General features: G+C 74.2%; 11 protein-coding genes. 3 read left to right on the top strand and 8 right to left on the bottom strand.

What is annotated here, in order from left to right; translation table 11 throughout:
* Positions 1-280: 280 nt before the first annotated feature.
* The 8 genes from Scani_RS02490 to rimP all read right to left on the bottom strand — a co-directional run bounded on the left by Scani_RS02490 (position 281) and on the right by rimP (position 12,044).
* Positions 281-4,393: a hypothetical protein gene (locus Scani_RS02490; RefSeq protein WP_159469586.1), complete on the bottom strand. Its 4,113-nt coding sequence runs from the start codon at positions 4,391-4,393 to the stop codon at positions 281-283.
* A gap of 360 nt (positions 4,394-4,753) precedes the next feature.
* The gene (gene truB, locus Scani_RS02495; RefSeq protein WP_246295454.1) at positions 4,754-5,737 is read right to left on the bottom strand and encodes a tRNA pseudouridine(55) synthase TruB; all 984 of its coding nucleotides are present in this window, start codon (positions 5,735-5,737) and stop codon (positions 4,754-4,756) included.
* Positions 5,734-6,186, bottom strand: coding sequence for a 30S ribosome-binding factor RbfA (gene rbfA / locus Scani_RS02500; protein ID WP_159469587.1), 453 nt, complete (start codon positions 6,184-6,186; stop codon positions 5,734-5,736). The genes truB and rbfA overlap by 4 nt, the downstream gene beginning before the upstream one ends.
* 65 nt (positions 6,187-6,251) lie before the next feature.
* Positions 6,252-6,545: a DUF503 domain-containing protein gene (locus Scani_RS02505; protein WP_159469589.1), complete on the bottom strand. Its 294-nt coding sequence runs from the start codon at positions 6,543-6,545 to the stop codon at positions 6,252-6,254.
* A gap of 198 nt (positions 6,546-6,743) precedes the next feature.
* Positions 6,744-9,902 carry a translation initiation factor IF-2 gene (gene infB, locus Scani_RS02510; RefSeq protein WP_159469591.1) on the bottom strand — a complete coding sequence of 1,053 codons (3,159 nt, stop codon included), beginning with the start codon at positions 9,900-9,902 and terminating at the stop codon, positions 6,744-6,746.
* A 163-nt stretch (positions 9,903-10,065) separates the two neighbouring features.
* Positions 10,066-10,362 (bottom strand): YlxR family protein, encoded by a 297-nt coding sequence (locus Scani_RS02515; protein WP_159469593.1) that lies wholly within the window; start codon positions 10,360-10,362, stop codon positions 10,066-10,068.
* Between the two features lie 135 nt (positions 10,363-10,497).
* Positions 10,498-11,490, bottom strand: a complete 993-nt coding sequence (nusA, locus tag Scani_RS02520) for a transcription termination factor NusA (RefSeq protein WP_159469595.1) — start codon at positions 11,488-11,490, stop codon at positions 10,498-10,500.
* Positions 11,491-11,492: 2 nt separating this feature from the next.
* On the bottom strand, positions 11,493-12,044 hold the full coding sequence (gene rimP / locus Scani_RS02525) for a ribosome maturation factor RimP (RefSeq protein ID WP_159469597.1): 552 nt from the start codon (positions 12,042-12,044) through the stop codon (positions 11,493-11,495).
* A 160-nt stretch (positions 12,045-12,204) separates the two neighbouring features.
* On the opposite strand from rimP, the gene Scani_RS02530 reads away from it, so the two are divergent.
* From Scani_RS02530 to Scani_RS02540, 3 genes are read left to right on the top strand one after another with little or no spacing between them, the layout of a single operon-like run.
* Positions 12,205-12,753 carry a hypothetical protein gene (locus Scani_RS02530; protein WP_159471610.1) on the top strand — a complete coding sequence of 183 codons (549 nt, stop codon included), beginning with the start codon at positions 12,205-12,207 and terminating at the stop codon, positions 12,751-12,753.
* A 49-nt stretch (positions 12,754-12,802) separates the two neighbouring features.
* Positions 12,803-13,321 (top strand): ferritin-like domain-containing protein, encoded by a 519-nt coding sequence (locus tag Scani_RS02535; RefSeq protein ID WP_159469599.1) that lies wholly within the window; start codon positions 12,803-12,805, stop codon positions 13,319-13,321.
* 49 nt (positions 13,322-13,370) lie between these two features.
* Positions 13,371-14,282, top strand: coding sequence for an aminoglycoside phosphotransferase family protein (locus tag Scani_RS02540; protein ID WP_159469601.1), 912 nt, complete (start codon positions 13,371-13,373; stop codon positions 14,280-14,282).
* The last annotated feature ends 12 nt before the right edge of the window (positions 14,283-14,294 follow it).

Raw genomic sequence — 14,294 nt, forward strand, 5'->3', positions numbered from 1 at the left:
CCGCTCCTCGCCCGAACCTTGTCCGTCCATTGCGCCAATTCGGCATGGCGCAGGTCTAAGACTGCCATGCCGCGGGTGATGCTCCGCGCGAAGGGTGGCTCAGGGCGCCTCTCCGGGCACCCGCCCGCCCTTGATCCACGGACGGTCTCGGACGGCTGCAGACGATCTCGGACGGCCATGGACGGTCCGGATGCCCACGGACCGTCCCGGAGGTTCTGGGGCGCCCGCGGACGGCCACAGCGGAGGTCTCCGAGCGGGCCGGGCGGGCGCGGGCAGGGCCTCAGCTGTGGCACCCCGCGAGCGTGGCCCGGGTGCCGGGGCCCACCACGGCCGCCCACTCCCCCGGCTCGTCCGCCACCCAGTCCTGCACCCGGCGCGCGAACCCGGGCACCCGCCGCCCCAGTTCCACCAGCCGCCGGTCGAAGCAGGCCGCGCCCGCCGGCGTGCGGGCCAGCAGGAGCCCGGTGCGGTGCACCAGCTCCCTGGTGCGCTCCGCCGGCCGCCGCTCCGCGCCCTCGGCCGCCGCCTGCAGCAGCGCCTCCAGGACACGGGTGTCCCGGCCGGACTCCTCGTACCCGCTGTGCGGTGGCGCGTACGAGGCCTCCTGCGCCAGCAGCACATCGAGCAGCTCGCGGCGCAGTGGCACCCCATCGCCACCGCCCGTCCCGGCCACCACGGCCGCGAGGGCGCACCGGACCGGTACGGGGGATCCGGTCAGCAGCTCCACGGCGAGCGGGCGGAGCGCGGCGCGGGCGGCCGGCCCGCGTTCCAGGCGGCGGGCGACGAACTCCGCGACCGGTGCTGCGGCGCGGTCCGGGCTGTGCCGCGCACAGTCACGGACGAGGTCGGCGACGCGGGCGACGAGGTCCGGCGCGTCGGCGCGGGCGAGCATGCGCAGCAGCGCGGCCGCCACCGGCGGGCCCTCGCCGCCGACCAGCCGGGCCCGGAACGCGTCCAGCACCGGTCCCGGATGGTCGGCCAGGGCGGCCGTGAACGCCGTGGGCGGCAGCTGCGGGTCCCCCGCGACGAAGCGGGCCAGCGCCCGGTCCAGGAAGCGGGAGCGGGTGGCCGGGTCGCCCATCAGCAGGGCCAGCGCGGAACCGTGGTGGGCGCTGTCGGCGCTCCGGGCGAGCAGGCAGAGGGCCGCATAGCGCAGCAGGGCACGGTCGGCCTCGGTGGTCGCGTGCCGGGCGGCCCGCAGACCGTACGAGACGGCGGCGGCCCGGCGCTCGGGGCGCACGTCGTGCGCCCAGCGGTCCACGGCCCGGCACACCGCCGCCGGCTCGTCCTCGGCGAGCGCGTCCATCAGCTCGTCGCCCTTGGGATGCGCGGCTTCGACCAGGGCCTCCGTGAGCGCGTCGAGCGCCCGGTGGCGGTGGGTGTGCAGCAGCGCCTGCGCGGCACCGGCCACCGTGATCTCGCCGGGCAGAGCATCTACGGGGTGAGCCGGGCCGCCGTCCTGGGCGCCGGCACGCTGCAGCGGGCGGGTGTCGTCGAACCAGGCGCACAACAGGGGCTGCATGCGCTCGGCGTCCGCGCGCAGGAGGCCGGCCGCGGCGTCGAGGAACCGCGGCGAGCGTGCCGCACCGGGCTCGCTCCCGGCGGCGACGGCCGTCTCGGGCGCGCTGCCGCCGGTGCCCGTCGCAGCGGGGCTGCGCGGCCCACCGGTGGCGTCCGCCCACCCGTCGCCGTCCCGGTCGGCCGCCGGGTCGTCGGCGGGGTGGACGCGCACCCGCGGCGGCGGCGCGAAGCGCCGTTCGGTGTGCGGTCCGTCGACAGCCACGGCGGCTACGCCGGTCGCCGACGGACCGCCGGCACCGAGGTCGGACGGCATCGAGCGGCCGCCGGACCCCACGGGCAGCTCGGACCGCGGCGACACCGGTCCGGACGACGCCGATCCAGACGGCACCGCCCCGGACGGCGACGATCCGGACAGCACCGGTCCGGACGACACCGCCCCGGACGACACCGGCCCGGCCGGCGACGGCACCCACACGGACCGCGACACCGCACCATCCGCCCCACCGGCCGCCACACCCCCCGCAGCCCCCGTCCCCACGCCTGCCCGCCCGCCTGGCCGCACGCCCGCCACGCGCCGCGCCGCCCCACCAGGAGGTCCGTCCGCCGGCAGCAGGCGGCGCAGCAGATCCATCCGGTCCTCGTCGGTCAGTGCCAGCCGCTCCCAGAACCACGGCCCGAACGCCTCCAGGCCCGTGTGTCCGAAGCCGCCCGCCCGCAGGGACCGTTCCGTGATCCGGTCGGCGAGCAGCCGCAGCACGCCCGTGTACGGCCTCGCGTCGGGGACCCGGCGCAGCACGCCGGACAGCAGATGCGCGGCCCACCAGCGGCCGTCCACGGCGCGTGCGGCCGCCGGGCCGGCCGCGGGGGCGGTCGCCATCGGCACCAACTCGGCCAGCCTGAAGGTCAGTTGCACCGTCCCCTCCCGCCTGCCGAGCAGCAGCAGGGCCTGGACGGCCGGTCCGACGCGGTGTCCGGGGACGGGCAGCAGGTCGAGGTCGACATGGGCGCCCTGCAGCCACTCCGCGAACTCCTCGTGGGCGAAGCGGTATCCGGTGCCGGCCCGCACCAGCAGGCCCTCGGCCAGCACCGCACCGGCCCAGCCGGGCTCCCGCGGGAACACCTCCTCGAAGGAGGCACGGTCCAGCGCGCCCGGCCCGGGGCCGAGAGCGCGCCGAGCCGCCTCGTGCACCTGGCCGGCGACCTGGGCGGCCAGCCGGCGTACGGCGGTGCCGCGCAGTTCGGGCCGGTGGGCGGCCGCGAGCCGTACGGCGATGCGCAGGCACACCAGGTCCAGGTGGGCGTCGAAGATCTGGTGGCGGTCGGGTGCACCGAGGCCGGCCGGCTCGTCGACTCCCCTCCCGGCCGCACCGCTCTTGGGGAGCGCCGCGCCGACCTCCGCGAGCAGCCGCAGCGCCAGGGGATGACGGGCGTCCCGCGCGGCCGGTGCGCCGGGCGGCAGGCCGTAGCGGGCGCGGGCACGCTCCGCCGCCTCCTCGGGAAGGTCGCCGAGTTCCACGCAGGGGGGCAGCGCGGGGGCCGGGCGCAGCGGCCGGTGCAGCAGGCCGGGCGGGAAGAGCGCACCGGCCCGCTCCCAGTACTCGGGGCGGCAGGCGATCACCAGCCGCGCCCCGGCGCCGCACAGCCAGTCGGCGCTCGCCGCGGTCCACTCGGCGAGCCGTTCCCCCTGCGCCAGGGCCGACGGCATCTCCTCCGGCCCGTCGAGGAGCACCAGCAGCGGACGTCCGGCCGCGGACGCCGCCCGTGCCACGCCCTGGGCGGTGGTGTCCGCCGGGTCACCGGCCGTACGGCCCGCCCCGGCGACGATCCGGCCGGCGGACCGCAAGGCGCGCTCCACGGCCGTGCGCACCCCGTCGTCGCCGGACCGCAGCTCCGCACCGCGCAGCCAGACGGTCGGGGCGGCGTCCGGGCCCTGTGCCCGGCGGGCCGCGAGCCCGGCCAGCTCCGTGCTCCGCCCGGACCCCGGCTCCCCCACCAGTCCCAGCACGCACGCCTCTGCCGTCCCGTGGCGCGCCCCGAAGCGGGTGAACTCCGCGGCCACCTCCGGCCGTTCGACCGCTTCGCGCCACAGCCGCGGCCGCTCGGCGGAGCCCATCGACACCTCGGCAAGATGCCGCGCACCGGCCGGGTTCAGCTCGCTGCCATAGGCGGGAACGGTCGCCGCGTTGCGCTCCAGCAGCGCGGCCAGGGCGCCCAGGGGCGCGGCTTCGGCGACCGCGCGCAGCGGAATCGCGAAGCCGCCCGCCCGGCGCCCGAAGGGCTCCCCCGCCCGGGGGCGGCCGGGGGCCTGGGGGTGCAGCGCGGTGCCGAGGACCCCGAGCACCGCGCCGGTCCGGGCGTCCAGCACCGGCCCGCCGACCGCGGGGCCGCCCAGCCGCAGCGCCTCCCGGCCCCCGGCGCACAGGCCGAGCTCCAGCGTTTCGTCGAGGAGATGGACGCGCTGGGTGGCCGTGTACATCACCCCGGAGCCCGGCCCGACGATCGTGCCGTCCAGCCAGCCGCCCGCCCACAGCCGTGCCGCGGTGCCCGGGTCCGGGCGGCCCGCGGCGATGGGCAGCGGCACGAGCCGGTGTGGCCCGAAATCGCCGGCCTTGACGAGGGCGAGCCCGGCCTCCGGAAGGGGCGTGAGGGCGTCTGCTGCCACCACGCACGTCCATCCGCCGCCCCCGGCCGCGCCGCTTCCCGCGCCGTCCGCCATGGGTTGCAGCACCAGTTGTGCCGCCCCGTCCACCGCTTCGTGGCTGGTGATCACGGTGCCGTCGTGGTCCGCGAGGAACCCCGTACCGCGCGTCCGACCTGCCAGATCGCGGATCCGCACCAGTGCCGTGTCCGCATCGGCATCCAGCAATGCCATCGCCGGTCCTCTCGCCCTGTCCGTCCTCCGAACGGTAAGCAGGCGGTGATCGTCTCGACAGGGACCCGTTCCAACGCGCCCCCCTCCACGCCTTGATTCACTTCGAGCGCCTCACCGAATGAGTGAATGTCCGGAACCACACCGGATCGAGACGACGGGCGGGGAGGGGCGACCCGGGCCCACGTGCCGTCTCCGTCCGGGCGGCCGGAGGCCGGTGGGGCCTCGGGCGCCCCGGGCAGCCGGAGGCCCCACCCGCCTCCCGGGGCGCCCGCCGACGACCGCGTACGGCAGGCAAAAGGCCGGGCCCGGGGCGCTTGTCGCGCCGCCGGGCCCGGCCCCAGGAGTGTCGGGTCACGGCCCTCAGACCGCGAACACCGCCAGGCTCTTCGCCTTCCCGCCCTGGTTCTCCACCAGTGCGAGGAACCGGCCGTCCGGTCCGAACGCCGCGACCGGGCCGGTGCCCTCGAACAGCGGCATCGGGATCCGTGCGCCGTTGAGCAGCAGCCGGGCCTGTGCCTCGGGCACGTCCCAGCGGGTGAACGCCGCGGCGGCCGCGTCCCCGAGCGGCATGACCGGCAGGCCGTCCCCCTCGGGGTCGTCCACGGCGGCCTGGAGCTGGTCGAGGGTGCGCGCCCGGTCCAGCTTGTACGGGCCGACGCGGGTGCGGCGCAGCGCCGTCAGATGACCGCCGACCCCGAGTCCCTCCCCCAAGTCGCGGGCCAGGGCGCGGATGTACGTACCGGACGAGCACTCGACGGAGACCAGCAGATCGGTCACCGGGGTGCCGTCCTCGGCCTCGGCCTCGTGCGCGGAGTGCACCACGAACGAGGAGACGGTGACCGGCCGGGCCGGGATCTCCACGTCCTCGCCGTCGCGGACCCGTGAGTACGACCGCTTGCCGTTGATCTTGATGGCGCTGACCTTCGACGGGATCTGCATGATCGCGCCGGACAGCCGGCCGACCACCGCGTCGATGTCCTCGCGGGCGAGCCCGTGCGCCGCCTTCGACGTGATGAGCTCGCCCTCGGCGTCATCGGTGATCGTCGTCTGGCCGAGCCGGATCGTGCCGACGTACTCCTTCTCGGTCAGCGCGAGGTGGCCGAGCAGCTTGGTGGCCCGCTCGATGCCCAGGACGAGCACGCCCGTCGCCATCGGGTCGAGGGTGCCGGCGTGCCCGACCCGGCGGGTGCGCGCCATACCGCGCATCTTCGCCACCACGTCGTGCGAAGTGAAGCCGGCCGGCTTGTCGACGATGACAAGGCCCGCCCGTCGCCCACCACCACCCTTGCCGGAGAGCGCCTCGCGCTCGCCCCTCTGGATGGGCTTGTTGCTCTCACGCTTCATTCTGCCGCGGTGCCCTCGTCGTCGTCCTCGCCCGGCTTGCGGTACGGGTCGGCCTCGCCGGCGTACTCGGCGCCCGAGGAGACCTCGCGCACCTTGGCGTCCGAGGCCCGTGCCTTGTCCAGCAGGTCGTCGATCGTCTTGGCGTTCTCCGGCAGGGCGTCCGGCACGAAGGCCAGGGTGGGCGTGAACTTGGTCCCCGCCGCGGCCCCGACCGCGGAGCGCAGGATGCCCTTGGCGCTCTCCAGCCCGGCGGCGGCGCTGGCCCGCTCCTCGTCATCGCCGTAGACCGTGTAGAAGACCGTAGCCTCCCGCAGGTCGCCGGTGACCCGGGTGTCCGTGATGGTCACGTGCGAACCGAGCCGCGGGTCCTTGATTCCGCGCTGCAGCTTCTGGGCGACCACCTCCCGGATGAGGTCCGCCAGCTTCTTCGCCCGCGCATTGTCGGCCACTGGTCCTTCTCCTTCTTTCTTCCACAATTGTGCTTCCACCGGCGGCGGCCTGCCCGGTCCCCGGGTCAGTCGTCGTCGCCGTGCAGCCGTCGGTGTACCGACAGCAGTTCCACTTCGGGCCGTGCGGCGACCATGCGCTCGCAGCGGTCCATGACTTCGGTGAGATGCCCCGTGTCCCCGGAGACCACCGCCAGGCCGATGGTGGCCCTGCGGTGCAGATCCTGGTCCCCGACCTCCGCGACGCTCACCGCGAATTTGCGGTGCAGCTCGGCGACGATCGGGCGGACGACGGAGCGCTTCTCCTTCAGCGACCGTACGTCGCCGAGAAGCAGGTCGAAGGACAGCGTCCCTACGTACATGCAAGACGGGTCAAGCCACCCGCGGGGCCTTAGGGGCACCTCCCGGCGTGAGCCGGGGGCGTTCGTGTCATTTCGAACCGTACACGGAACGGCCGGGGCCGATCGACGGAAATATTCCGCCGACCGGCCCCGGTCCCGCGTGTCGCCCGGCCGCCCTCTCGGGTGCACCGTGCTACGCGCGGGCAGTCACGCGCTTGATCAGCCGCGCGGCTTCTCGCGCATCTCGTACGTCGCGATGACGTCGTCGATCTTGATGTCGTTGAAGTTTCCGAGGTTGATACCGCCCTCGAAGCCTTCGCGGATCTCGGTGACGTCGTCCTTGAACCGGCGCAGACCCTGGATGTTGAGGTCCTCCGCGACCACCTTGCCGTCGCGGATGAGGCGCGCCTTGGTGTTGCGCTTGACCTCGCCGGAGCGGATGAGCACACCCGCGATGTTGCCGAGCTTGGACGAGCGGAAGACCTCGCGGATCTCCGCGGTACCGAGCTCGACCTCCTCGTACTCCGGCTTGAGCATGCCCTTGAGGGCCGCCTCGATCTCCTCGATCGCCTGGTAGATGACCGAGTAGTACCGGACGTCGACGCCCTCGCGCTCGGCCATCTGCGTGGCACGGCCTTCGGCGCGCACGTTGAAGCCGATGACGATCGCGTCGGAGCCGGACGCCAGGTTGATGTCGGTCTCCGTGACCGCACCGACGCCGCGGTGCAGCACCCGGATGTCGACCTCTTCGCCGACGTCGAGCTGGAGCAGCGAGGACTCCAGGGCCTCGACGGAACCAGAAGCGTCACCCTTGATGATGAGGTTGAGCTGCTGGACCTCGCCGGCCTTGAGCACCTTGTCCAGGTCCTCGAGGGACACCCGGCGGGTGCGCTTGGCGAAGGCGGCGTTGCGCTCGCGCGCCGCGCGCTTCTCGGCGATCTGACGGGCCGTACGGTCCTCGTCGACGACCAGGAAGTTGTCGCCGGCGCCCGGGACGTTGGTCAGACCCAGGACCAGGACGGGGGTCGACGGACCCGCTTCCTCGACGTTGTTGCCCTTGTCGTCGAACATCGCACGGACTCGGCCGTACGCGTCGCCGACGACCATCGTCTCGCCGACGCGCAGCGTGCCGCGCTGGACCAGGACGGTCGCCACGGCGCCGCGGCCACGGTCGAGGTGGGCCTCGATCGCGATGCCCTGCGCGTCCTGCTCCGCGTTGGCGCGCAGGTCGAGCGAGGCGTCCGCGGTCAGGACCACGGCCTCGAGCAGCTGCTCGATGTTCAGACCCTCACGGGCGGAGATGTCGACGAACATGGTGTCGCCGCCGTACTCCTCGGCCACCAGACCGAACTCGGTGAGCTGGCCGCGCACCTTGGTCGGGTCGGCGCCCTCGACGTCGATCTTGTTGACCGCGACCACGATCGGCACGTCGGCCGCCTTGGCGTGGTTCAGGGCCTCGATCGTCTGCGGCATGACACCGTCGTTGGCCGCCACCACGAGGATCGCGATGTCGGTCGACTTGGCACCACGGGCACGCATGGCGGTGAACGCCTCGTGACCGGGGGTGTCGATGAAGGTGATGCGCCGCTCTTCGTCGTTGACCTCGGTCGCGACCTGGTAGGCACCGATGTGCTGGGTGATGCCGCCGGCCTCGCCCGCAATGACGTTCGTCTTGCGGATCGCGTCGAGCAGTCGGGTCTTACCGTGGTCGACGTGACCCATGACGGTCACCACCGGCGGACGCGCGACGAGCATGTCCTCGCCGCCCTCGTTCTCACCGAAGTCGATGTCGAAGGACTCGAGCAGCTCGCGGTCCTCCTCCTCCGGGCTGACGATCTCGACGACGTAGTTCATCTCGTCGGCGAGCAGCTGGAGGGTCTCGTCGGAGACCGACTGGGTCGCGGTGACCATCTCGCCGAGGTTCAGCATGACCTGGACCAGCGACGCCGGGTTGGCGTTGATCTTCTCGGCGAAGTCCGTCAGCGAGGCACCGCGCGACAGGCGAACCGTCGCACCGTTGCCGCGGGGCAGCATGATGCCGCCCACCGACGGGGCCTGCATGGCCTCGTACTCCTGACGCCTCTGCCGCTTCGACTTGCGGCCACGACGCGCCGGACCGCCGGGACGGCCGAACGCACCCTGCGTGCCACCACGGCCACCGGGGCCGCCGGGACGCCCACCGAAGCCGGGACGACCGCCGAAGCCGCCGCCACCACCGGGACCGCCGCCACCGGGACGACCGGCGAAACCGCCGCCGCCACCCGGACGACCGCCGCCGCCACCACCGGGACGACCGGCGAAACCGCCGCCGCCACCCGGACGACCGCCGCCGCCACCACCGGGACGACCGGCACCGCCGGGACCGCGACCGCCGCCACCGCCGGGGCCCGGACGCGGGCCGGCAGCGGGACGCTGCGGCATCATGCCCGGGTTCGGGCGGTTACCGCCGCCACCGCCGGGACGCGGGGCGCCACCGGGAGCGGCACCCTGCGGACGGGGCATACCACCGGGGGTGGGACGCGCGCCGCCCTGACCGCCCTGGGGACGGGGACCGCCCTGGCCGCCGCCCTGCGGACGCGGACCGCCGGGACCACCCTGGCCGCCGGGACGCGGGGCGCCACCGGGACGGGGGGCCTGCGGACGGGCCATGCCCGTGGAGCCGCCGGACGTGAACGGGTTGTTGCCCGGACGGGGGCCGGAGGGACGGCCACCGGGACGCGGGGCCGGACGCTCGCCACCGGGACGCGGAGCGTTACCGCGGCCCTGGCCACCCTGGCCACCCTGGCCGCCCTGACCGCCCTGGCCGGGCGCCGGACGGGCCGGACGCGGGCCGGGGGCACCGGGACGGGGAGCCGACTGGCCGGCGGCGGGAGCGGCCGGCGCGGACGGCGGAGCCTGGAACTCGGGCTGCGCGGGGGCGGCCGGAGCGGGCTTGGGTGCCGCGGGGCGCGCCGGGGTGGGGCGCGGGCCCGGGGTGGGGCCGGCGGCGGGAGTGCTCTTGGGAGCCACCGGGGCCTCGGGGGCCTTCGGTGCCTCGGGGGCTGCCGGAGCCGCGGGGCCCGGCTTGGGGGCGCCCGGCTTCGGGGCAGCAGGACGTTCCCCCGCTGCCTTGGGGGCAGGGGAGGTGCCCCCGGCCTGCGCCGGAGACGGCGCGGACGGCTTCGCGGGGGCCGACTTGCGCGGCGCTGCGGGCTTACCGGCGGCGCGACCATTGCCGCTGCCTGCCTGGAAAGCGTCGGTCAGCTTGCGAACAACCGGCGCCTCGATCGTCGAGGACGCCGAACGGACGAATTCACCAAGTTCTTGGAGCTTGGCCATGACGACCTTGCTCTCAACGCCGAACTCCTTGGCGAGTTCGTATACCCGGACCTTAGCCACTTCGCTCCTTCTAGGTCCGGGTTGTCCACCGGACCGTCGCTACTTCATGGGCGTACTCATCGCGTACTCATCGAGTGCTCATCGCAATCTCGACCTACTTCCGACTCGCGAGGTACCTGACCGCACGGTTTTCCGTGCGCTGTGCGTTTCTTGCTGCTGTGCGTTATTGCAACGGCGGCTGCTCGACGGGCGTCCGTTCGATGAACCGACGCAAATCCGTCGTGTCGAACGGTCCCCGGGCCCGGTAGGCCCGGTTGAACGCCCGGCGGCGAACCGCCAGGTCGAGGCAGACCAGTGTCGGGTGCACGTAAGCACCCCGGCCGGGCAGCGTACCGCGAGGATCGGGGGCACACTCACCCTCGATCTCCACGATGCGCAGCAAATCGCCCTTGGCCGCTCGCTCCCGGCATCCCAGACAGGTTCGCTCAGGGCATGCGCGGGCATGCGTCCGGCCAGACACTGCTTAAGTCTACCTCCCCGCGCCGGCCCGACCCCGATGGGGTAAAGGCGGAACGGCTGCTCAGAATTCCGGTCGGAGCGCCGCGGCACCACCGATTTTCGGGTGCCGCGGCGCCGCCGCCCCTCCGGGACGGCCTCAGTCCTGCGGTGCGGGCTGCTCGGTGTCCGGACGGATGTCGATCCGCCAGCCCGTGAGACGGGCGGCGAGCCGGGCATTCTGCCCTTCCTTGCCGATGGCCAGTGACAGCTGGTAGTCGGGGACGGTGACCCGGGCGGAGCGTGCCGCCAGGTCCACGACCTCGACCTTGCTGACCCGGGCGGGCGACAGCGCGTTCGCCACCAGCTCGGCCGGGTCGTCCGACCAGTCCACGATGTCGATCTTCTCGCCGTGCAACTCGGCCATCACGGCGCGCACCCGGCCGCCCATCGGGCCGATGCAGGCACCCTTGGCGTTCAGGCCGGAGCGGGTGGACCGTACGGCGATCTTGGTGCGGTGGCCGGCCTCGCGGGCGATGGCGGAGATCTCCACCGAGCCGTCCGCGATCTCCGGGACCTCCATGGCGAAGAGCTTCTTCACCAGATTGGGGTGGGTGCGCGACAGCGTCACGGACGGGCCGCGGACGCCCTTGGCCACCCGTACGACGTACGAGCGCAGCCGGGTGCCGTGCGCGTAGTCCTCGCCGGGGACCTGCTCCTGCACCGGCAGCATGGCCTCCATCGGGCCGATGTCCACCAGCACGTTCTTGGGGTCCTTGCCCTGCTGGACGACGCCGGTGATGACGTCGCCCTCACGCCCGGCGAACTCGCCGAAGGTGATCTCCTCCTCGGCGTCCCGCAGCCGCTGCAGGATGACCTGCTTGGCGGTGGTCGCCGCGATCCGGCCGAAGCCGGAGGGAGTGTCGTCGAAGTCGCGGGGCTCGGCGCCCTCCTCCAGGTCCTCCGGGTCCTCCTTCGCCCACACCGTCACATGACCGGTGTTGCGGTCCAGCTCGACCCGCGCCCGACGGCGGCTGCCCTCGGTGCGGTGGTATGCGATGAGGAGGGCCGACTCGATCGCCTCGACCAGCAGGTCGAACGAGATCTCCTTCTCCCGCACCAGTCCCCGCAGGGCACTCATGTCGATATCCACGGCTACGCCTCCTCCTTGTTCTCGTCGTTCTCGTCGATCTTCTCGTCCTGCTGTGCGTCACGCTTGTCGGACTTGCGGTTGAACTCCAGCTCGACACGCGCCTTGGCGATCTCGTCGAAGGAGACCCGACGGGCGGTCGGCTTACGGCCCTTGACGCCCGGCACCTCGAGGTCCAGCCCGGATTCGTCGACCGCGATGATCCGCGCCACCAGCTCGCCGGCGCCTGCCTCGGCGGTCAGTTGGGCCTTGATCAGGCGGCCGACGGCGCGGCGGTAGTGCCGCAGCTCGGTCAGCGGGCGGTCGGCGCCGGGAGAGGTGACCTCGAGGGTGTACGGGGCGCCGCCCATCACATCGGAGTCGTCCAGGACCTGCGAGGCCTCTCGGCTCAGCTCGGCGCACTCGTCCAGCTGGACGCCCTCGTCGGAATCGACCACGATCCTCAGCACCCGCCGCTTGCCTGCCGGTGTCACCTCGATCTCTTCCAGATCCAGGTCTCGCGCGGCGACGAGCGGTTCAAGCAATCCGCGCAGCCTCTCGCTCTGGGTGGTGCTCATCCGGGTGACTCCTCGGCCGCGTGTGCTGTTGTGGGTGGGTCGTGTGTCGGGTCAAAGCCTATCGGTTCCGGCGGGGTACTGACGATTCGGTGGGTGGTCACGGATACTCTCGCCTGCGGTGATCACTACGAAAGACCCCGGGAAGTGCAACGTGCCGAAAGTGGCGCTCACGCGCAGAAGGACCCTGCTGGCCGGCGCCGCCCTCGGGGGCGTGGCGCTGCTGACGGGCTGCTCCGAGGACTCCGGCCCCGACCGGACCGAACACTCCTCCGCCGCCGAGCGGCTGCGCGAGCGCTCCGCCCGCGACAGTACGACCCTGCTGGCGCGCTACGACGCGACGCTGGCCGCGCATCCGTCCCTGGAGCCGCGGCTGCGCCCGCTGCGCGCCGAAGTCGCCCGGCACGCCGAGGCGTTCGGCAAGGACCGGGCTGCCCCCTCCCCCGAGGGTGACGCCTCCGACGGCCCGGCGCGCGAAGCCGGTGCGCCCGCGTCCGGACCCGCGCCGCACGGCTCCCAGCGGCCGTCCGGTCCCCAGGTCCCCCGGGACGAACGGGCCGCACGTGCGGCGCTGGCCGATGCGGAGCGCAAGCTCTCCGACGTCCGCACCAAGGCGCTGACCGGCGCACCCCCGGAGTTGGCCCGGCTGCTCGCCTCGGTCGCGGCGGCCGGTGCGGCACATGCGTATCTGCTGGCGGAGCGGGCCGGATGACGGGTCCGGCGGCACCGCGGAGGGCAAGGACCGGCGAAGGGGCGTGCGCATGAGGACCACAGCAGTTCACGGCAGGAAAAGCCGCGCGGACGCGGACAGCGGGCACGACGAGCTGACGGCGGTACAGGCGGCACTGGCCGCCGAGCATGCGGCGGTCTACGGCTACGGCGTGGTCGGCGGCCGGATCGCCGGGGACCGGCGCAAGGAGGCCCAGGCGGCGTACGACGGGCACCGTGCGCGCCGCGACGCGCTGCGCCGCGTGGTGCGCGACCTGGGCGGTACGCCGCGGGCCTCGGCCGCCGCCTACGAACTGCCCTTCCCCGTTCCGGACGCGGCCGCCGCGGTCCGGCTGGCGGCGGAGCTGGAGGACCGGCTGGCCGCCGTCTACGCGGATCTCGTACGGGCCGGCGGCGCGGCCCGGCGCACGGAGGCGGCGGCCGCGCTGCGCGAGGCGGCAGTGCGGGCGGTGCGCTGGCGCGGCAGCGGCGTAGCCTTCCCTGGGCTCGTGGAGCGGGCCGCGGCCGCCACTCCGTCCGGCGGCGCGAGCGCCTCCGCGGGCGCGCTCTGAACGACCGGCCGCGGTGCGGTCACGGCCCGAGGAAGGGGACTGCTCAAGCATGGCAACGGCACCCATCGAACCGCCGCAGCGGTTGGTGAGTTCGCTGAGCGGCGATCCGGAAAGTCCCGTGCGGGAGTGGCTCGACGCGCTGCCGACGCTGGTTCAGCAGCGGCTGGAGGCCTGGGATCTGACGCTGGAGCGGGTGCAGGCCCCTGGTGGCCGCAGCAGTCTGGTCTGCCTCGTACGGCAGAAGGACCAGACGCCCGCGGCGCTGAAGTTCCCAGTGCCCGGAGGGGTCTTTGCGCACGAGGGGACGGCGCTGGAGGTGTGGGACGGCTGGGGCGCGGTGCGGCTGCTGCGGTCCGACGCCGCGAGCGGTGCGCTGTTGCTGGAGCGGCTGCAGGGCGGTGTGTCGCTGCGGTCGCTGCCGGAGGCCAAGGCGCTGCTGGAGGCGGCCGGGACGGTGCGGCGACTGTGGGTGCCGGCGGCCCCGGAGCACGCCTTCGAGACGCTGGCCGGACGTACCGAGGAGGCCGCGGAGACGCTGCGGACGGCCGGGGCACTGACCCCGTCGGCCGGACCGCTGGTGGACCGGGCGCTGGAGCTGCGGCGCGCCCTGCCGGACGGGTCCGACGAGCGGTTTCTGCTGCACGGCGCGTTCCGGCAGGGGAAGGTGCTGGCCGGCGAGCGGGCGCCCTGGCTGGCGGTCGGCCCGTCGCCGGTGGTGGGCGAGCGGGCGTACGACCTGGCAACGCTGGTGCTGGACCGGTTCGAGGACCTGGCGGCCGGGGCGGGCGCGGCCGCCGCGGCCCGCCGCCGGGTGGCCAAGCTGGCCGACTCCTTGGAGGTGGACCGGGACCGGCTGCGCGACTGGACGCTGTACCGGGCCGTCGACATCGGAGTGCGGGAAGTGGCGGCGGGCGACCGGCAGCGCGGCGAGCTGCTGCTGGAGTTCGCCGCCTGGCTGTAGTGGACGGACGAA

Source organism: Streptomyces caniferus, assembly GCF_009811555.1.
GTDB lineage: Bacteria > Actinomycetota > Actinomycetes > Streptomycetales > Streptomycetaceae > Streptomyces > Streptomyces caniferus.